This window comes from Sulfitobacter aquimarinus (assembly GCF_040149565.1).
Classification (GTDB): domain Bacteria; phylum Pseudomonadota; class Alphaproteobacteria; order Rhodobacterales; family Rhodobacteraceae; genus Sulfitobacter; species Sulfitobacter aquimarinus.
On the sequence record NZ_JBEFLO010000001.1, the window covers coordinates 288,704 to 308,767 of the forward strand.

Here is a 20,064-nt window from a genome sequence, read left to right on the forward strand (position 1 = left end):
CTAGCTACGCGCCAATAGCGCCCGCACATGCGGCGCGACGGTTTCAGGATGCGTCACGGGTAGCATATGCCCGACCCCTTTGATGATATGCCGCTGTGCGTCGGGCAGACGCTTTTGCAAGGCAATCGCGACCTTCGCGCTCATCGCGGGGGATTGGTCGCCCTCGATCAGGGCGGTCGGCATCGCCGCACGGGCGAGCTTGCCGTGTTTCAACAGCCCCGCGCTATCGTCGATCAAAAACGGGGCGCTGGCAGGCACGTAATGCACCAGCCGCGCCAGATGGTCCTGCATTCGCGCCGGCATCGTATCCCACGGCGTCCCGTCGCCCCAATCGCGGTTGAACACACGCGCGGCTTCGCGCTCGTCCCCAGATGCGAAGGCCGCTGTCATAGGCGCATTGGCGCGGGCATGCGCCTCTTGCAAGGCGGGCTCGTCCTCCCATGCGGCGGCAAAAAACACCGGCTCGATCAAGGTCAGGCTGCGCACCAGCTCTGGTGTTTCGGCGGCGATGCGCAGGGCGACGGTAGCCCCGAAGGAATGGCCAATCAGGTCCATCGGTTCCGTGATTAACGCCCGCGCCATGTCGGTCGCGACATCATGCACATTACCGGTGCGGTCCCATTCGCCCGACTTGCCGTGGCTGGGCAAATCAAAGGCAAGCACGCTCAGATCGTCCTTGAGAAGCTCTGCCAGCCTGCGCCACACGCCGCCATGGCCAAGGGTGCAATGAATGGCCAAAGCCTGCCGCGAGGCGCCCGCGAAATGGTGCGTATGTGTATGAAGGCTCACAGTTTTCCTTGCAGGTATAGATCAATATCATCAATGCGGTCCTGTCCCCAAAACCGCTGCTCGCCAATCACATAGAACGGCGCGCCAAAAGCGCCAGCCTCTACCGCGTCTTCCAGATTACGTGCGTATGTTTCGGCCCCCGCCAGCAAGCCGCTATCCGCCAGTTCAGGCGTAAAGCCAGCCGCGCTCAGACAGGAACGGATCACGCTATCTTCGGCGATATCCTTATCCTCGGCCCAGACAGCGCGGGTGATCAGATGCGCCAGCAACCCCAGATCACCGCCCCCTGCCGTCTGCGCGCTGATGAAAGCATAGGCCGCGGGTGCTCCGTTGGTCGGCCAATGCGCGGGATTGATGTTAAACGGCAGCCCCAGCTTTTTCGCCTGACGCGGTAGCTCTTGTGCGCGGTACGCGATCCGGCTGGGGTGGCGGTCTTTGGGCGGCGTGCCCCCCGTGCGCCCGAAGCCCTGTATCAAATCAAACGGCTTGTAGTTGATCTGCGCCCCATGCTTGGCCGCGACCTCTTCCAACCGCGTCCCGCCAAGGTAGCAATAGGGCGACAGGGTTGCGAAATAATAATCAATCTGTGTCATAAGGCGCTCCTCAAAGGGTCTGTATACTATGCGCGACCCTATGCGCATGTTAGGTCCTGTACAACGTAACGATTCTGTTAAACCGCTGCCACGGAGCCTCCCCCTCATGCCCAGTACCCCCGAGCCAAAGCTGATTTCCGGCAATGCCAACATGCCACTTGCCAAAGCAATCGCCCGGCGGATGTCGCTGCACCGTGGCGTGAATGTCGGCCTTGTCGATGCCCGCGTAGAGCGTTTCAACGATGGCGAGATTTTTGTCGAAGTCTTCGAAAACGTGCGCGGCGAGGATATGTTCATCATCCAGCCTACCTCGAACCCTGCCAATGACAACCTGATGGAACTGCTCATCATGGCGGACGCGCTGCGCCGCTCGTCTGCGCAACGCGTCACGGCCGTGCTGCCCTACTTTGGCTACGCCCGCCAGGACCGCCGTACAAAGGCCCGCACGCCCATCACAGCCAAACTGGTCGCCAACATGATGGTCGGCACGGGGATCGAGCGTATCCTGACAATGGATCTGCACGCCGCACAGATTCAGGGCTTCTTCGACATTCCGGTCGATAACCTTTATGCCTCGCCCGTCTTCGCGCTGGACATCAAACACCAATTCAAAGACCAGATGGACGATCTGTTGATCATCTCGCCCGACGTGGGCGGTGTGGCGCGTGCGCGTGAGTTGGCTAAACGCTTGAACGCGCCGCTGGCCATCGTCGACAAACGCCGTGAAAAAGCGGGCGAAGTCAGTGAGATGACAGTAATCGGCAACGTGACTGGCAAAACCTGCCTGATCATCGACGACATCTGCGACACCGCAGGCACCCTGTGCAAAGCCGCCGAAGTCCTGCTGGAAAACGGTGCCAAAGAAGTCCACGCCTATATCAGCCACGGCGTCATGTCCGGCCCTGCGGTTGAACGCGTGACAAATTCGGTCATGAAATCTCTGGTCATCACGGACAGCATCCAACCCACAGACGCCATCAAAAATGCGGAAAACATCCGTGTTGTGCCCACCGCCCCCATCTTTGCCCAAGCGATCCTGAACATCTGGAACGGCACGTCTGTGTCCTCCCTGTTCGAGCAGGACACGCTGGGTCCGATCTATGACGGGACATACGCGGCGGAGTAAGACAAAGCCCTAATCCGCAGGCTTTCTCCCATTCGGATACATCTGGCTTTCGCAGACCAGCAGTTCACACTCTTTGAACAGCTGGTCGGCTACGTCGTCAGATGTTTCCTTAACGCGGCGGACTTTGCCAGGAAGCGCGAGAACACTCCTTTCTCCCCAGTTCGTGACCATGTTATCCGCCACATTGGAGAAACTAGATGTGTTTCTCGGGTAGAGAATATAGCTACCAAGCAGAATGAATGCCGCGATTGAGGCCAGAACAAACCAGTTGGACAGCACCCGCTCCTTGGCCGGTTGGACCCCCAACAGCGCCTGCTTGCTTTCCTCAAACTTGTACGCGCTGATCTGATGAAGATCGCGCTGGCGTTTCAGCTCTTCAAATGCCGATCTATCATCAGCCGACAGGTTCTGAATGGCTGCTGCTTCGTCCGACTCTGAATTTGCGACACCTTTTTGCATATCAGCTAGTCCATATTCTTGAGCAAATATAGAAAGCTGGAGAAGATATCATCAACTTGAAGCGCCTTGGTGACTTTGTCTTGGCGCCTGAAAGCTTCATAGCCCTTCTGTGATTTCTCTTTGATCGCTCTTTTAGGGCCAACCAGATCGTTCCCCAGCAACCGGGCAATCGATGCAAGCAAAGTGCCAACGATAATCGCCACACAGGTTTCCACCCAGTACCCTTTCAGGTCTTCAGGCAGATACGTATTAAACAGTATCTTTCCGACAAATACGCAGAGCCCACAGCTCAGCAGTAGCGTTCCCAAGAGAAACAATGCGCGCGCAAAATATATCACCTGTTTGTCCTTATCGCGGGGTCTGGGACCGAGATTATACAAACACTTCGTCACAAGTATGACGTTTCGGGACAAGCGCAAAGACCCGCAGACGCCGATTCCGACGTTCAATTACATGGCATAGAGTATCGTCGGACAGGCAGCTTAGCCGACATCCCACGCATCTGCGTCTTCCAGCTCACCAAACGCCGTCCACGCGATCCGCGCACGTGCGACACGGGTATCGCCCCAGGTGCGAAACACCATGTCAAAGCCTTTTTCGGTCACCGCTTCGGCAGACACATCCGCCCGCAAGACCGAGCCCGCGTCCATGTCCCACAGTGAAATAGACAATTGCACCGTCGGCTCGCTTAAATAACGCTCTGAAAACTTGATCCGGCGGCGGCGTTCACGTTGGCCACGCCCCGTCCACATTTCTCCGCCGTCCTCAAAATCCTCGAACAGGATTTCGTCCCCGCTGTCGACCCCAACGATTGAGCTGCGCAGTTTTTTCATCTTGGTCCCTCTGCCAAAGCGATCTTACATGCTTTGTCACATATCTATGGCAAATCAAGGGCCTATGGAAACGCAAAAGGCCCCGCTGAAACAGCAGGGCCTTTTAACAATCCGTTGAATGCGGATTACTCTTTGGCTGTGAGGCCCATGTGCTCGCCCATGGCGACCATGTCCGACAACAGCTTGGCCGCGTCATCTACGGGGCCAGGCTCATTTTCAAAGGCTTCTTTCACCGTGGTATAGGTGTTTTTCGCCTCTTCCATGATCTCGTCCATGGTTTCCTGGGTCATGTCGGCCCGCGCAAGCGCACGCTCCGCCAGAACAGAAACGCCTGTGGCTGTGATCTCGGCGAAGCCGCCGGTGACCACATATTCGGACTGCCCGTCAGGGCCGTCCACCGTCAGGATGCCGGGGCGCAGCGTGGTGATGGTTGGCGCATGATCGGGCATTGCCGTCATGTCGCCATCCGCACCGGGGATCTGCACCGAAGCCACTTGGGCCGAGGCAAGGCGCCGCTCAGGCGACACCAGATCGAATTGCATCGTGTCTGCCATTGCTCAGTGCTCCCTTAGGCCGCGTCTGCTGCCATTTTCTCGGCTTTCGCCTTCACTTCTTCGATGCCGCCTACCATGTAAAACGCACCCTCTGGCAGGTGGTCATACTCGCCTGCGACAACCGCTTTGAACGATTCAACAGTCTCTGCCAGTGGCACCTGTTTGCCGTCTGCGCCGGTAAATACCTTTGCAACGTCAAACGGCTGGGACAAGAAACGCTCGATCTTACGCGCACGGGCCACGGCCAGTTTGTCGTCTTCGCTGAGTTCGTCCATGCCCAGAATGGCGATGATATCCTGCAAGGATTTGTAACGCTGCAGAACCTGCTGAACGTCTGTTGCCACTTTGTAGTGCTCTTCACCGATCACGAGCGGATCGAGAAGACGCGATGTGGAACCGAGTGGATCAACCGCAGGGTAGATGCCTTTTTCCGAGATCGAGCGGTCCAGAACCGTTGTCGCGTCGAGGTGCGCAAAGGATGTCGCTGGTGCAGGGTCGGTAAGGTCATCCGCAGGCACGTAAACGGCTTGCACGGAGGTAATGGAACCGGACTTCGTGGAGGTAATACGCTCCTGCATCGCGCCCATGTCGGTTGCGAGTGTCGGCTGGTAGCCCACAGCAGAAGGAATACGACCCAGCAGAGCGGACACTTCGGAACCGGCCTGTGTGAAGCGGAAGATGTTGTCCACGAAGAACAGAACGTCTGTACCGGATTGGTCGCGGAACTGCTCGGCCAATGTCAGACCTGTCAGGGCAACACGCATACGCGCACCTGGAGGTTCGTTCATCTGGCCGTAAACCAGCGCCACTTTGGACTCTGTAAGGTTGTCAGGAACGATAACGTTGGATTCGATCATCTCGTGGTAAAGGTCATTCCCTTCACGCGTACGTTCACCCACACCCGCGAACACGGAGAAGCCCGAGTGCACTTTGGCGATGTTGTTGATCAGTTCCATAATCAGAACGGTTTTGCCAACACCGGCACCACCGAACAGACCAATTTTACCACCCTTGGCGTATGGCGCCAGAAGGTCGATCACTTTGATGCCTGTTTCCAGAACTTCGGATGTGGTCGCTTGCTCGGCGAACTCGGGCGCGTCTGCGTGGATCGAGCGTGTCTCGTCCGCAGCAACGGGGCCTTTTTCGTCGATAGGCTCGCCCACAACGTTCATGATGCGGCCCAGTGTGGCGTTACCAACAGGAACGGAAATCGGCTGACCGTTGTCAGTTACTTTCTGGCCACGAACCAGACCTTCGGTCGCATCCATCGCAATGGTACGGACCGTGTTTTCGCCCAGGTGCTGGGCCACTTCGAGGATCAGGTTCTTGCCCTGATTCTCGGTTGTCAGTGAGTTGAGGATCTCCGGCAGGTGATCCTCGAACTGTACGTCAACGACAGCGCCGATGACTTGGGTGATTTTGCCGACTGCTTGTGCCATGTCGTATTACTCCAATATCTTACAGCGCTTCCGCGCCGGAAATGATTTCGATCAGCTCGTTGGTGATGACGGCCTGACGCGAGCGGTTGTACTCGATTGTCAGATCATCGATCATCTCGCCTGCGTTGCGCGTCGCGTTGTCCATCGCGGACATGCGTGCGCCCTGCTCGGATGCACCGTTTTCCAACAGTGCCGAGAAGATCGCCGTTGCCACACCACGTGGCAGAAGATCCGCAAGGATCGCTTCCTCGGATGGCTCGTAATCGAACAGAGTTTCGGGCGCGTTGCCCTCTGTCTCTTCGAATTTGGCCGGAACGATCTGCAACGCTGTCGGGATCTGTGTGACCACATTGACGAACTCGGCAAAGAACAACGTACACACGTCGAATTCGCCCTCGTCAAACCGGCCCAGAACGTCCTTGGCGATGCCCTGCGCATCGGCATAGCCGACGCGTTTGACTTCGGTCAGGTCGACGTGGCCGACAAAGTGATCGCTCAAATCACGCTTTAGCTGGTCACGGCCCTTTTTACCAACGGTGAGGATTTTGACTTCCTTACCGGCAGCAATCAGCTCTTGCGCATGGGCGCGGGCCTTTTTGGCGATGTTCGAGTTGAACCCGCCGCACAGACCTTTTTCAGCCGTCATAACCAGCAGCAGATGCACGTCATCCTTGCCCGTCCCGCTAAGGAGTTTGGGCGCGGAATCCGATCCACCTACCGACGCCGCAAGCGACGCCATCACAGCATTGAAACGTTCCGCATAAGGACGGGACGCTTCGGCAGCTTCCTGCGCGCGGCGAAGTTTCGCCGCGGCAACCATTTGCATGGCTTTCGTGATCTTACGGGTGTTTTTCACACTCGCGATCCGGTTTTTAAGGTCTTTGAGATTTGCCATTGGCTATCTCTCCCTTATGCGAAGTCAGCAGCGAACGCGTCGAGAGCCGCCTTGATGGAATCTTCCAACTCACCTTTAACCTTGCGGTCGTTGTTGGTGATGTCTTCCAGAAGATCATTGTTCTTGCTGCGCAGGTGCTTGAGCAATGCAGCCTCGAAACGGCCAACGTCTTTGACGTCGACTTTGTCGAGGTAACCGTTTGTACCTGCATAGATCACGCAAACGATCTCGGCGTTGGTCAGCGGGTTGTACTGCGCTTGTTTCATCAGCTCGGTCAGGCGCGCACCACGGGCCAGCAGCTGCTGGGTGGAGGCGTCAAGGTCGGAACCGAACTGCGCAAAGGCAGCCATTTCACGGTACTGAGCCAGCGACAATTTCACCGGGCCGGCAACAGAGGACATCGCCTTTGTCTGGGCCGAGGAGCCAACGCGCGAAACCGACAGACCGGTGTTCACAGCAGGGCGGATGCCTTGGTAGAACAATTCGGTCTCAAGGAAGATCTGACCGTCGGTGATCGAAATCACGTTGGTCGGAATAAACGCGGAAACGTCGCCACCTTGGGTTTCGATGATCGGCAGAGCTGTCAGAGAGCCGTTGCCTGCATCATCACCCAGCTTGGCGGAACGCTCAAGCAGGCGGGAGTGGAGATAGAAAACGTCACCTGGGTAGGCTTCACGCCCGGGCGGACGACGCAGCAGCAGGGACATCTGGCGATAGGATACCGCTTGCTTGGAAAGATCATCATAAACGATCAAAGCGTGGCGGCCGTTGTCGCGGAAGTGCTCTGCCATGGCTGTGGCGGAGTATGGTGCGAGGAACTGCATCGGTGCAGGCTCGGACGCGGTCGCAGCCACAACGATGGAGTATTCAATCGCGCCTGTTTCTTCGAGCTTTTTAACAAGCTGCGCAACAGTCGAGCGTTTCTGGCCGATCGCAACGTACACACAGTACATTTTCTTGCTCTCGTCGTCGCCAGCCGCTTTGTTAACCTGCGCTTGGTTCAGCATCGCGTCGAGTGCGACAGCTGTTTTACCGGTCTGGCGGTCACCAATGATCAATTCGCGCTGGCCACGGCCAACGGGGATCATCGCGTCAACAGACTTCAGACCAGTCGCCATAGGCTCGTGAACCGATTTACGCGGGATGATGCCCGGCGCTTTGACTTCGGCCAAGCCGCGCTTTTTCGCGCCGATCGGGCCTTTGCCGTCAATGGGGTTGCCCAAGCCGTCAACAACGCGGCCCAGCAGTTCGTCACCGATTGGCACGTCCACGATCGAGTTCGTACGCTTGACCGTATCGCCCTCTTTAATGTCGCGGTCGGAACCGAAGATAACAACACCAACGTTGTCCGCTTCGAGGTTCAGGGCCATACCCTGAATACCACCGGGGAATTCGACCATCTCGCCCGCTTGGACATTGTCCAAGCCGTAGACGCGCGCAATACCGTCACCGACGGAAAGAACGCGGCCAACTTCGGCCACTTCAGCTTCTTGACCAAAGTTCTTAATCTGGTCCTTCAGGATTGCAGAAATTTCTGCCGCTTGGATACCCATTTATCCGACCTCTTTCATTACATTCTGGAGGGAATCGAGCTTGGAGCGGATCGACGTGTCGATCATCTTCGAGCCCACTTTAACAATCAAACCGCCGATGAGGCTTTCATCAACGGTCTGGCGTAGCGTTACGGTTTTACCGGCTGTCTTCTTCAAAGACGCGGCCAGTTTGTCGGACTGCGTCTTGGTCAGTGCTTTTGCGGATGTCACATCTGCAGTCACTTCACCTTTGTCCTCGGCGATAATATCGCGCAGCGTCTGCACCAGTTGGGGCAGCACGAACAAACGGCGCTTGGACGCCATCAGTGCAAGTGTGTTGGCCATCATCGGCGACAGCTTCATCTTCTTGGCGAGTGCTGTAATAGCAGCGCCTTGCTGTTCGCGGGTGTAGATGGGCGAATGGATGAGGGCGGCGAAATCATCGCTGCTGGTCATCGCATCATTCAGGGTTGTCAAATCCGTTTCAACGGCTTTAACTTTCTTGGCTTCTTTAGCCAATTCAAACACGGCTGTTGCATAGCGTTGCGCAATACCGGTCGAGATCGAAGCTGGTTCGGACACGTCCATCCTCTCATACGTCTGCACCGGCTCACCCTATTGGCAAAACCAGCGGCTTGGAGCGGCCTGGAAAAAGTCTCCAAGCGGTTAAATCAGGGGCGATGTAGCAGACAGATTAGCGTGCCGCAACATGCTATAGTGAAGTCCATTCACCCGCAGGGACATAAAAATCAAAGGCTTGGCCCAACTGCGACCTTTTGCATAGCGATTAAATTTCACTCAGGTGACGCATTCACGTTAAATTGAGTCGATTCTTATATCAACGGTGGTTGCATCGCTGACCTGACCCAACGTCCAATTTAGCGACAAACACGACTGAATGCGCGGTTTGTTGCGACTGCCGAAACAAACCGGCCCACACCAGCGCCCACTTTCTCAACTCTCGCGGGAAACTCGCTGAAATCATTGACAGTTACGTATGGTTAACAAAGGATTGAGCGATCAATGCCTTTGGGGGGTTACCATGTCTGCACTTCTGTTATTGTCCTTGTTGGGCATCGCTCTTTTTATTCCCGCGCTCGATAGCGGTGAGGACGATACGCAAGATCCGATTGATCCACCAGAACCTGTTGAGCCGGAACCGCCGGTTGATCCAGAACCGCCCGTCGTACCAGAACCACCCGTCGTAGCAGAGCCGCCTGTTGTACCAGAGCCGCCCGTCAATCCGGGTGTCGAGGGCGAAGGCACCGCTGACGCAGATGTCATCACCACACTGTCGGACGCCCCGATCTTCGGGTTTGAAGGCGACGACACCATCACCGCTGATGTGCTGGGCAATGGGGCGTCTGTCTTTGGGGGCGGAGGCGAAGACCGGATTATCGTGACAGGCAACAACATCATCGTCGAAGGCGGCCGTGATGCAGATACCTTTGAGGTGCGCGGCACCGATAACGACGTGAACGGCGGCCGCGGCGACGACAGCTTTTCCATCGGCGGGATCGGCAACACCGCTGTGGGCGACGATGACAACGACTTCTTTGATGTCGACGGCACCGAGGCCACAATCCGCGGCGGCACAGGGAATGACACCATCAGCACAGGTATCGACAACACAGGAGGCATCCTGAGCGGTGAAGCTGGCGATGACCAGATCGACGCAAGCGGCATTGATACGGATGCGCGCGGCGGCGCGGGCAACGATGTTATCAACTACACGGCTGCCAGCGGGATTGCTTCGGGCAACCAAGGGGATGACACCCTGACTGGCGTAGCCAGTGATCGCGGCCTTGGTGGCACGCTTTTTGGCGGTGACGGTGACGATGTGATCGAGGTCTTTGACAGCCTGGACCGCGGCGGCTCTTTGGTGTTGCGCGGCGGCACAGGCGACGACCAACTCAGCTCATTCGTCCTCCTTACCCCCCGCAGCGGGCAAACCATGGAGGACACGCTGGAAGGCGGCGGCGGCAATGATACCTTTACCGTCGATCTGAGCTTTCCCGAAGAGGGCGTCAGCAGTGGCGTAATCCGAGTGGGCAGCATCACCGATTTCAACCTCAACGACGACACTTTGAACATTATCTCGGGCAATGACGATGCCGCTGGTGTGGCCTTTAACGGTCTCTCGCTGTCCGTGGCCGAGGACGGCAGCTATACCGATGTGATCGCGACCTATACCGCGCTTGACGCAGGCGCTGCCCAAACGCAGGCCGTCATCCGCCTCGAAGGGGTCAACAACCTTGCCCTTACCGACATCAACCTGAGCGCAGGCGACAATACAACGGCGGGCAACGACTATATCTCGTCCGGTGGCACAGGTGTCGACGTCGAGACGATCTCGGGCGGTGCGGGCGACGATCTGTTGCTGCACGAAGGCCGCGACGATGCGGGCCCATTGGCGATGCAAGGCGGCGAAGGCAATGACACGATCATCGCCAGCGAGATCGAGTTCAGCAACCCAAGCACGCTCGACGGTGGCGCAGGTGATGATCTGCTCGTGACCGAGCTGTTTACTCCCGCAACCACGCAAACGGTTGATACCTTCACGACAGGAGCAGGCGAGGATACGGTCGAAATCGCGCCTATGTTGGGGATTAGTGACACGGTCGACTACGGTATCGTCGCGCAGATCACGGACTTTTCTGCCAGCGAAGATGTGATCGTCGTCGACGTCAGCGCCTATGATCCGGGCGGAGCGGTTGATGCGCTGACGCAATCCATCACGCTGACCGAAAACGTCGGCGGCGCGTATACCGACGTGCGGATCGAGTTGACAGACGATGACGACGGCCTCGCCTTTGCTGGTGTTGTGCGCCTTGAGGGGACGACGGGCCTGTCGGCAGCCGATGTTGAGGTGTCCCTCATTGACCGCTCTGTCGCGCCGATCAACACCCCCGCCTATCTCTTCACCGAAACCTCACAGAGAAGTAACTAGCTCCCTTCGAGGATCGGCACGGCTGGCGATGATGTTCTGACGATCCCGGGCTACATCCAAGAGGATGGCCCGGACGGAGGCACCATTTCAGGACTGACTGGCGATGATCTGTTATCATTCGTCGCCAACGGCGCCTCTGGTCCGGCTGTACTGCAAGGGAACGAAGGCAACGACACGCTGCGCTCAGCGGATGCCAATTTCGGGCTGGACGCCACGCTGGACGGGGGCGCGGGCGATGATCTGCTGCAATCGAACGTATTGGTCGGCGGGGACGCAGAAGAAGTTCATATCACAGGCGATGGCGCGGATATGATCGAGGTTTCGGCCTGTGATACTGGGCCGAATGGTAGTGCCGCAATCGGACTGTTCGGCCGCGTGACAGAATGCGATCCCGCACAGGACATGCTCCTCGTCGATCCGTCATAGCTTGTCCGCGACCTCGACACGGGCTTTGTCCAAACGTTTTCGCCCGAGTAAAAACACCGCAGGTAACTTCACTGACGTGACCATGCGCGTTATCGCAAACGCCAATGGCAACGCCTTCGAGGGCACGCTGCGGCTCGAAGGGCTGAAAGCGATATCAGTATGGGCCTCCCCACTGAGGGTGGTGAGGAATTCGGCTTTCTGACGGGTGATAACCGCTTCGCAAATCAATCAGGCAGCTAGACAGGCTTTACCGTAGGTTCCAAAACCCCCAAGGGCACGCGGCTGCGTTTGCGCGCAACGCGGCCTTTGGGCGGATAGACCAGCTTGGTCGCTTCCACCATAAACGCGCCGCCTGCCATGATCGTGGGCACAGAACGCCCAGCACGTTCAAACAGGCCGCCTGATTTCATCCACATCCGCTTGGCCGAGGGCAGCTGGTACAGCGCGCCTGCGTGGCGTTCGGGCAGAAACTGGTGCTTGCGCAATTGCGCATCCAGCTGCCCCGGCGAATAGGGCCTGCCATAGCCAAACGGCGTGCGGTCGCGCCGCGCCCACAGCCCCGCACGGTTCGGCACAATAAACAGCGCCTTGCCCCCCGGCCCCAGCACGCGCCAACATTCTTCCAACAGATCCGAAGGCCGCTCGCAGGTCTCTAACCCGTGCAGCAGCACCAGCTTGTCCACATGCCCTGTCTCGATCGGCCACAATGTCTCTTCTGTCAGAACGGAGGTGTTATCCATGCCCGCAGGCCAAGGCATCACGCCTTGCGGCCCCGGCATCAGGGTTATCACCCGCCGCGCGTCCTTGAGGTAGGGGCGCAGCAAAGGCGCGGCAAAGCCAAAGCCAACAACAGTCTGGCCCTGCGCCTCGGGCCACAGGCCAAGCATACGGTCGCGCAACGATTTCTGCGCTGCACGCCCCAAGGCACTGCGATAATAGAAATTCCGCAAATCCTGCACATCAAGATGCATTGACACGCTCCCTTATTGCGCCATCCTGTGCAGTCTAGCGCAGCACAGGAGCCTTGCCCATGCCCTCTCAGACGATTGAGACCGAAACCCATACCCTTGTGACAATCGCCTGTCTGGCGGATAACTATGCCTTCCTACTGCGTGAGAAGGCCAGCGGTGCAATCGCACTGATTGATGTGCCGGAAGCGGGCCCCATCAAGGCCGAGCTTGCCGCACGCGGGTGGACGCTGAACCAGATTTGGCTGACGCATCACCACTACGATCATATTGACGGGCTGCCCGCGCTGCTGCCCGACTACCCCGCGCCCGTATTTGGCGGGGCCGCCGATGCCCACCGCCTACCCCCGCTGGATCATGCGTTAGCCGAGGGGGATCATTTCATGCTGGGCGACACACGGGTCGAGGTGCTGGATGTCTCGGGGCATACCTTGGGCCACATTGCGTTTTACGCTCCCCAAGCCGCCATGGCCTTTACCGCAGACAGCCTGATGGCCATGGGGTGCGGCCGCTTGTTTGAAGGCACGCCTGCGCAGATGCATGACAGCCTGTCGAAAATGGCGTCTTGGCCGGATGAAACACTCATCTGTTCGGGTCACGAATACACTGCGTCAAATGCACGCTTTGCCATAACAGTCGACCCTGACAACACCGACCTGCTCCAACGGATCAGCGACATCGACACCGCCCGCGCCAATGACGCGTTTACCGTGCCCTCAACGCTGGGGCTGGAGCGTGCCACCAACCCGTTTCTACGCGCCGCGGACCCCGCGATCCGAGCCACCCTTGGGCTGCAAGATGCCACCGACGCAGAGGTATTCGCCGAGATCAGAGGCCGAAAAGACAGGTTCTGACCACCACTGCGGGCGCAATAAATTTCTGTTCCAATAACTTATGCCACCCGCGGCCTGTAATCTGCGTGCCTTTAAATTGGCTCAAAACCGTTTTGTTCATACTCTTGAAACCAAATGTGACAACTTTATTTCAAAAAGGACTTGAAGGTTGCCCACGATCAACCAAACTCTAATACTATCAGGCCATGGTCGACCGCAGGCGCTGGCATACTTCACGCCCCTGACCGACCCCTATCGAAAAGGAGCACGCACGTGCCTTCATTCTCGAACACTCTAGAGCAGTCCATTCACGCAGCCCTTGCGCTTGCGAATGCACGCCGCCACGAATTTGCCACGCTGGAGCATTTGTTGCTGTCGCTGGTGGACGAGCCTGACGCCCTGCAAGTCATGCAAGCGTGCTCGGTCGATGTGGACGAACTGCGCGACACGTTGGTGGAATTCATCGACGAAGACCTCAGCAACCTCGTCACCGATGTCGAAGGTTCCGAAGCCGTTCCAACGGCTGCTTTCCAGCGCGTGATCCAACGTGCCGCGATCCACGTGCAGTCTTCGGGCCGCACGGAAGTGACAGGCGCAAACGTGCTGGTCGCCATTTTCGCAGAGCGGGAAAGCAACGCCGCCTACTTCCTGCAAGAGCAGGACATGACCCGCTATGACGCGGTCAATTTCATCGCCCACGGCGTCGCGAAAGACCCCGCATTCGGCGAAGCACGCCCCGTCTCTGGCGCACCAGAGCACGAGGAAGAGCCGCAAGGCGTCACCGAAGGCGACAAAAAAGAATCCGCGCTGGATAAATACTGCGTAGATTTGAACAAGAAATCCCGCGACGGCGATGTGGACCCGCTGATCGGCCGCGATTCCGAGGTTGAGCGTTGCATTCAGGTGCTCTGCCGCCGCCGCAAGAACAACCCGCTTTTGGTGGGCGACCCCGGTGTGGGTAAAACCGCCATCGCCGAAGGGCTGGCCCGCAAGATCGTGGCTGGCGAAACCCCCGAAGTGCTGTCCGAGACGACCATTTTCTCGCTCGACATGGGGGCGTTGCTGGCTGGCACCCGCTACCGTGGTGATTTCGAAGAACGCCTGAAAGCCGTCGTGACCGAGTTGGAAGAGCATGACGACGCCGTATTGTTCATCGACGAAATCCACACCGTCATCGGTGCGGGTGCCACGTCAGGTGGTGCGATGGATGCGTCGAACCTGCTGAAACCCGCGCTTGCGGGTGGCAAATTGCGCACCATGGGCTCGACCACGTATAAAGAGTTCCGCCAGCATTTTGAAAAGGACCGCGCCCTTGCGCGTCGTTTCCAAAAGATCGACGTGAACGAGCCTTCGGTAGAAGACGCACAGAAAATCCTCAAAGGCATCAAGTCCTACTTCGAGGATCATCACAGCGTCAAATACACTGCTGATGCGATCAAAACCTCTGTCGAGCTGGCGCACCGCTACATCAACGACCGCAAGCTGCCCGATAGCGCCATCGACGTCATCGACGAAGCGGGCGCTGCTCAGCACCTCGTTCCCGCCTCCAAGCGCCGCAAAACCATCGGCACCAAAGAGGTCGAAAACGTCGTCGCCAAAATCGCACGCATCCCGCCCAAGAACGTCAGCAAAGACGATGTTGTTGTGCTCAAAGACCTTGAGGCCTCGCTCAAACGCGTGGTGTTTGGTCAGGATGATGCGATTGATGCGCTGGCCTCGGCCATCAAACTGGCCCGCGCCGGTCTTCGCGAGCCTGAAAAACCCATCGGCAACTACCTGTTCGCAGGCCCCACTGGCGTGGGTAAAACCGAGGTGGCAAAACAACTGGCCGATACGCTGGGTGTCAAACTCCTGCGCTTCGATATGTCCGAGTATATGGAGAAACACGCCGTTTCCCGCCTCATCGGCGCCCCTCCCGGCTATGTCGGGTTTGATCAGGGCGGCATGTTGACCGACGGCGTCGATCAGGACCCGCACTGCGTCCTGCTCCTCGACGAGATGGAGAAAGCGCACCCCGACGTCTACAACATCCTGTTGCAGGTGATGGACCACGGCAAGCTGACCGATCACAACGGCCGCACGGTCGATTTCCGCAATGTCGTGCTGATCATGACCTCGAACGCGGGCGCTGCCGATCAAGCAAAAGAAGCTGTCGGCTTTGGCCGCGAGCGTCGCACAGGCGAAGACACTGCCGCGATCGAGCGGACTTTTACGCCAGAATTCCGCAACCGTCTGGATGCGGTGATCTCTTTCGGCGCACTGCCGAAAAAGGTCATCATGCAGGTGGTCGAGAAATTCGTGCTGCAGCTTGAGGCGCAATTGATGGACCGCAACGTCACGATCGAGCTGAGCGCGAAAGCCGCCGAATGGCTGGGCGACAAGGGCTATGATGACAAAATGGGGGCACGTCCGTTGGGCCGTGTCATTCAGGAATACATCAAAAAGCCGCTCTCCGAAGAGTTGCTGTTCGGCAAATTGGCCAAAGGTGGCGTTGTTAAAGTGGGCGTGAAGAAGGGCGAACTCGATCTGGTGATCGAGGGCCCCGATAACCCGCGCCTCACCGACGACAAGCCACCGTTGCTTACCGCAGAATAATGCGCACAACGCTTCTTGCGTTTTTGTCCCTCGCTGTGCCTGCCACGGCGGGGGATTTCTCTTTGTCCAACCCAATTGACTGCGATCTGGATGGCCCTTGCTTCATCCAGCAATACGTTGACCATGATCCTTCTGGCGATGCGTCCGATTTCGCCTGTTCTGGCCTCAGCTATGATGGCCATAAGGGGACGGATTTTGCCCTGCCCACCGATGATATGATCGCCGAAGGCGTTGATGTTCTGGCCACAGCGGACGGTGTTGTCGCTGGCCTGCGCGATGGGATGGACGATGTGCGCTACTCGGCTGAAACCGCCGCCAGCGTCGAGGGGCGCGAATGTGGCAACGGCCTTGTCCTGCGCCACGCGGACGGGTGGGAGACGCAGTATTGCCATTTGCGCCGCGGCTCTGTCACGGTAACACGGGGCCAAAAGATAGAGGCGGGCGATGTGGTTGGTCAGGTCGGCATGTCAGGCCGCGCCGAATTCCCGCATCTTCATCTGTCGGTGCGCAAAGATGGCGCAGTCGTTGACCCGTTTGAACCTGACGGCAAAATCACCTGCGGCGTGGTTGAAGAAGATACCCTGTGGTCCGACATGCCCTCCTACCGCGCGGGCGGCATCATCAGCATCGGCACTGCCGCAAATGTCCCTGAATTCAGCGCGATACGCGCCAATACTGTGCCCACACCCGCCCCCGACAGCGATGCACTGGTCATCTATGCATTCATGTTCGGCACCCAAAAAGGCGATGTCATCCGCTTGGCTCTCGATGGCCCGACAGGCGAGGTAATCGCCCGCGATGTCCTGCTGAAGCGCGCCCAAGCGCAGTCGTTCCGCGCCATCGGGAAAAAGCGACGCGGCACGCAATGGGCTGCGGGCACCTATCGCGGCACTGCAACGTTACTGCGCGGCAAACAGGTCATCGACCAGCGGGACGTGACTCTATCCCTGCCCTAAGGCGCGTTATTTCTCGGTAAACTTCAATTCAATCCGGCGGTTGCGTGCGCGGGCCTCGTTTGTGTTGGCGGTGTCTACGGGCTGATATTGACCGAACCCGTTGGCGGACAACCGATCCGGCGGAATGGCCAGAAAATTCGCCATATATTTCACAACAGACAGGGCTCGCGCTTGGCTCAACTCCCAGTTGTCCGCAAATTCGCCCTGCCCCGACAACGGCACATTGTCGGTATGCCCATCCACGCGGATCACCCAATCAATTCCTTCGGGGATGTCGGCGGCCACGTTGCGCAGGATATTTGCGACCTTTGCAATCTCGCGCGTGCCATCACGGGACAGGTCCGCGCCACCGGGCGGGAAAAGAACTTCTGAGCTGAAGACAAAGCGGTCGCCCTCGATCCGCACGCCTTCCTGCGTGCCCAACACGCTGCGCAGCCGTCCGAAGAACTCTGACCGGTATTGCTCAAGGTTCTTCGTCTCGGCCTCCAGCCGCTTGCGCTCGGCCGCTTCCAGCTCAGCTCGTTTCCGCTCCTCCGCGGCGACCCGCGCCAGCGCGGTGTTCAGCTGTGATCCAAGCGATTGCAGCTCCACCTCCCGTGCTGAGTCTGCCTCCACTGCCTGATCCAGCAACCCCTGTAAATCGCCCAACTGCGTCCGCAAAGCCGCGACCTGCTGGTTGAGCAATTCTGTCTGGCGCTGCGCCGCCGTCGAGGTCGCTTGCTCTTGCGCCAACAGTTCTTGCGACTGGGCCAACAACGCTGCGCGGCGTGCGGCCTCGTCCTGCGTCTCGGTTGCCTGCGTCTCGGCGGCCAGCTTTGCGGCCAAAGCTGCGGCGAGGCGTGATTGCAGGTCGGTCAGGCGCCCATCGGTATCTGTTTGCGTCTCGTTCAACTGCGCCTCAAGCGCGGCAATGCGGGCCTCGGCGTCTGCCAGACTGGCTTGCAACTGGCCCTCAGTTGTTTCGGCAGCCCCAAGGGCCGAGGACAGGCGCAAACCCAGCTCTTCCTCCGCGGCACGGGCCGCCGCCAGAAGGGTCAGCGTTTCCTCTGCCCGCTTGCGCTGCGCCTCCAGCGACAGGGTCATCGCGGTCAATTCGGTATCGGCATCCTCCAGACGTGCACGCAGCGCCTCGGCGGCGGCGGCATCGGCCAGTTGCGCCGCTTCCTGTTCGGACAGGGCCTCTTGGGCGGCGGCTACCTCGGCGCTCAGGCCTGCGATCTCGGTCTGCGCATCGCTGTTGCGGGCGCGGAGATCAGCGACCAACGCTTGCAACGCCTCCCGCCGCGCTGCCGCCAATCGGGCGGCCTCGGCCTGCGCGTCTACCTCTTCACGGCTGGCGGCAAGGGCAAGGTTCAACGCCTCCTGCTCGCTTAGTAATGCTGCCTCTCGCGCCTCCAGATCGGTAATCGTGCCCAGCGCCGTATCGCGATCAGCAATCAAGGCCGCGACTTGCGCTTCAAACCCTGTGATCCGCATTTGCGCCGCGTTTAGCGCCTCGGCTTGAGTGTCACGCTCGGACTGCAACGCAGCGATGAGCGCGGCTTGATCCGACGCCCGCGTCTCGGCATCCACCAGCGAAGAGCGCAACGCCCCGACACGGGCTTGCAAATCCGTGTTGGTCCGCTGCTCCAACCCCAATGCCTGCGCAAGGGCCGCAACTTCGCCAGACAGTTCGTCCAGCTCTGTCTCTTGTCCGGAAATTTGCTCTGTCAGCACAAATTGCACGACCATAAAAATGGTCAGCACAAACATCAGCACCAGCAAAAGGCCCGTCATCGCGTCTACAAACCCGGGCCAGATCGAGGCCTGAAACCGCGCACCCGTTCTGCGCGACAGCGCCACGGCTAGCGCTCCCCGCCGCCGGGTTTGCCGGTGGCCCGCATACGGCGCGGCTCTGTCGCACTGCGTGGCGATGACAGCGCCTTGGTCAAATAAGACAGCTCTTGGCGCAGCTCTGCCATCGTCTCTTGCCGCCCCGCCGAGATTTCTTCGAGAATGCGCAGCATCTGCACGTCGATCGAGCGTAGGCGCATCCGGCTTTCGGCATCATTCCCGCCAGTCTCGACAGGCGCGGCTTCGCGGTCCTCCAGCACTGCGATCATGCGTTCCTGCCCCGCAACGATCCGGTCCAGCCCGTCCCCAGTGCCGCCCTGATCGCCCAATTGCACGGCCATCCGCTCAATCGCTGTGGCCAGACTGCCAAGGCTCTGCTCCATCTCGGCGCGCCCCGCTTCCGAGCGGCTGAACATCTCTTGCATCTGCTCCATCTGCTCGGCCATGTGATCGACCATCCCTGCCATCAGTGCCTGTTCAGGCGTGCTTTCATCGCCGCCCGCGGCAAATCCAACGCGGGTGATCGAGCTGAGCCAATCTTCCAGCTCTTGATAAAACCGGTTCTGGCCGTGGCCCGCAAAAAGCTCCAACAGCCCCACAATCAATGATCCCGCCAACCCCAACAGCGACGAGGCAAAAGCAACGCCCATCCCCGCAAGTTGCGATTCCAGCCCCGTCATCAAGCGGTTAAAGACATCTGTGCTGCCCTCGCCGTCTTGCGGCGCAAGGCTGCGGATGGTGTCCACAATGGCGGGCACCGTTGTCGCAAGGCCGTAGAACGTGCCCAGAAGGCCAAGGAAAATCAGCGTATTGACGATATAGCGCGTGATCTCTCGCGCCTCGTCGATCCGCGTTGACACACTATCAAGGATCGAGCGTGTGGAAGACGCGCTTACCTGCATCCGCGCGCCCCGTGTGCGCAGCAAAGCGGCCAAGGGCGACAGCATCTGCGGCGGCTTGCCGTCGGGGGTATCATTATCGGATGCAAAATTCTCGATCCAGCGGACCGAGCCGATCAGCTGCAACACCTGATAGAAACAGGCGACCACACCGATCACAAAAACAAAGAAGATAAACCCGTTCAGATAAGGGTTCGCCTGAAAGACAGGCAAGACACGTGGCAAGGCGACAAACACGCCAAAGCCGGACAAGCCGAGCACCAGCAACATCAGTGTGATCTGCCGTACGGGTTGTGAAAACTGCGGTTTCGCCTCGCGGTCTGGCTGCGCCATGCGCCCCTGCTCCTGACCTTATTATTATCGCTTTAGACGTTAACCCGAAAC

At 58.6% G+C, this 20,064-nt stretch carries 18 protein-coding genes; 5 read left to right on the forward strand and 13 right to left on the reverse strand.

Annotation, left to right across the window (positions count from 1 at the left end):
• Both ABMC88_RS01440 and ABMC88_RS01445 read right to left on the reverse strand, forming a co-directional pair.
• Nucleotides 1-789, reverse strand: coding sequence for an alpha/beta fold hydrolase (locus tag ABMC88_RS01440; protein WP_349575050.1), 789 nt, complete (start codon nucleotides 787-789; stop codon nucleotides 1-3).
• Nucleotides 786-1,382, reverse strand: a complete 597-nt coding sequence (locus tag ABMC88_RS01445; RefSeq protein WP_349575051.1) for a 2-hydroxychromene-2-carboxylate isomerase — start codon at nucleotides 1,380-1,382, stop codon at nucleotides 786-788. Before ABMC88_RS01445 ends, ABMC88_RS01440 begins: the two co-directional genes overlap by 4 nt.
• A gap of 106 nt (nucleotides 1,383-1,488) precedes the next feature.
• Here ABMC88_RS01445 and ABMC88_RS01450 point away from each other — a divergent pair, with 106 nt between their 5' ends.
• Nucleotides 1,489-2,508 (forward strand): ribose-phosphate pyrophosphokinase, encoded by a 1,020-nt coding sequence (locus tag ABMC88_RS01450; protein ID WP_349575052.1) that lies wholly within the window; start codon nucleotides 1,489-1,491, stop codon nucleotides 2,506-2,508.
• 9 nt (nucleotides 2,509-2,517) lie between these two features.
• On the opposite strand, the gene ABMC88_RS01455 is transcribed toward ABMC88_RS01450, so the two are convergent.
• The 8 genes from ABMC88_RS01455 to ABMC88_RS01490 all read right to left on the reverse strand — a co-directional run bounded on the left by ABMC88_RS01455 (nucleotide 2,518) and on the right by ABMC88_RS01490 (nucleotide 8,802).
• The gene (locus ABMC88_RS01455) at nucleotides 2,518-2,967 is read right to left on the reverse strand and encodes a hypothetical protein (protein ID WP_349575053.1); all 450 of its coding nucleotides are present in this window, start codon (nucleotides 2,965-2,967) and stop codon (nucleotides 2,518-2,520) included.
• 5 nt (nucleotides 2,968-2,972) lie between these two features.
• Complete coding sequence (locus ABMC88_RS01460; RefSeq protein ID WP_349575054.1) at nucleotides 2,973-3,305, reverse strand: hypothetical protein; 333 nt, start codon at nucleotides 3,303-3,305, stop codon at nucleotides 2,973-2,975.
• Between the two features lie 144 nt (nucleotides 3,306-3,449).
• Nucleotides 3,450-3,800, reverse strand: coding sequence for an H-type lectin domain-containing protein (locus tag ABMC88_RS01465; RefSeq protein ID WP_349575055.1), 351 nt, complete (start codon nucleotides 3,798-3,800; stop codon nucleotides 3,450-3,452).
• A 125-nt stretch (nucleotides 3,801-3,925) separates the two neighbouring features.
• Nucleotides 3,926-4,354, reverse strand: a complete 429-nt coding sequence (locus ABMC88_RS01470) for a F0F1 ATP synthase subunit epsilon (RefSeq protein WP_349575056.1) — start codon at nucleotides 4,352-4,354, stop codon at nucleotides 3,926-3,928.
• A 14-nt stretch (nucleotides 4,355-4,368) separates the two neighbouring features.
• Nucleotides 4,369-5,793 (reverse strand): F0F1 ATP synthase subunit beta, encoded by a 1,425-nt coding sequence (gene atpD / locus ABMC88_RS01475; protein WP_349575057.1) that lies wholly within the window; start codon nucleotides 5,791-5,793, stop codon nucleotides 4,369-4,371.
• A gap of 19 nt (nucleotides 5,794-5,812) precedes the next feature.
• A complete protein-coding gene (locus ABMC88_RS01480) occupies nucleotides 5,813-6,688 on the reverse strand; it encodes a F0F1 ATP synthase subunit gamma (protein ID WP_349575058.1) in 876 nt (291 codons plus the stop codon).
• A 14-nt stretch (nucleotides 6,689-6,702) separates the two neighbouring features.
• Nucleotides 6,703-8,241: a F0F1 ATP synthase subunit alpha gene (atpA, locus tag ABMC88_RS01485; protein WP_349575059.1), complete on the reverse strand. Its 1,539-nt coding sequence runs from the start codon at nucleotides 8,239-8,241 to the stop codon at nucleotides 6,703-6,705.
• Nucleotides 8,242-8,802, reverse strand: coding sequence for a F0F1 ATP synthase subunit delta (locus ABMC88_RS01490; RefSeq protein WP_349575060.1), 561 nt, complete (start codon nucleotides 8,800-8,802; stop codon nucleotides 8,242-8,244).
• 460 nt (nucleotides 8,803-9,262) lie between these two features.
• Between ABMC88_RS01490 and ABMC88_RS01495 the strand changes: the two genes are divergently transcribed.
• The gene (locus ABMC88_RS01495) at nucleotides 9,263-11,170 is read left to right on the forward strand and encodes a hypothetical protein (protein ID WP_349575061.1); all 1,908 of its coding nucleotides are present in this window, start codon (nucleotides 9,263-9,265) and stop codon (nucleotides 11,168-11,170) included.
• Between the two features lie 662 nt (nucleotides 11,171-11,832).
• Here ABMC88_RS01495 and ABMC88_RS01500 read toward each other — a convergent pair.
• Nucleotides 11,833-12,567 carry a methyltransferase domain-containing protein gene (locus ABMC88_RS01500; RefSeq protein WP_349575062.1) on the reverse strand — a complete coding sequence of 245 codons (735 nt, stop codon included), beginning with the start codon at nucleotides 12,565-12,567 and terminating at the stop codon, nucleotides 11,833-11,835.
• Nucleotides 12,568-12,626: 59 nt separating this feature from the next.
• Between ABMC88_RS01500 and gloB the strand changes: the two genes are divergently transcribed.
• The 3 genes from gloB (at nucleotide 12,627) to ABMC88_RS01515 (ending at nucleotide 16,948) form a co-directional block, all read left to right on the forward strand.
• Nucleotides 12,627-13,418 (forward strand): hydroxyacylglutathione hydrolase, encoded by a 792-nt coding sequence (gloB, locus tag ABMC88_RS01505; RefSeq protein ID WP_349575063.1) that lies wholly within the window; start codon nucleotides 12,627-12,629, stop codon nucleotides 13,416-13,418.
• 252 nt (nucleotides 13,419-13,670) lie between these two features.
• A complete protein-coding gene (clpA, locus tag ABMC88_RS01510; RefSeq protein ID WP_349575064.1) occupies nucleotides 13,671-15,992 on the forward strand; it encodes an ATP-dependent Clp protease ATP-binding subunit ClpA in 2,322 nt (773 codons plus the stop codon).
• Entirely contained in the window at nucleotides 15,992-16,948 is a 957-nt protein-coding gene (locus ABMC88_RS01515) for a M23 family metallopeptidase (RefSeq protein ID WP_349575065.1), read from the forward strand. Before clpA ends, ABMC88_RS01515 begins: the two co-directional genes overlap by 1 nt.
• A gap of 6 nt (nucleotides 16,949-16,954) precedes the next feature.
• On the opposite strand, the gene ABMC88_RS01520 is transcribed toward ABMC88_RS01515, so the two are convergent.
• A complete protein-coding gene (locus ABMC88_RS01520) occupies nucleotides 16,955-18,790 on the reverse strand; it encodes a peptidoglycan -binding protein (RefSeq protein WP_349575066.1) in 1,836 nt (611 codons plus the stop codon).
• Nucleotides 18,791-18,792: 2 nt separating this feature from the next.
• On the reverse strand, nucleotides 18,793-20,013 hold the full coding sequence (locus ABMC88_RS01525; RefSeq protein ID WP_349575067.1) for a biopolymer transporter ExbB: 1,221 nt from the start codon (nucleotides 20,011-20,013) through the stop codon (nucleotides 18,793-18,795).
• Nucleotides 20,014-20,064 lie beyond the last annotated feature (51 nt).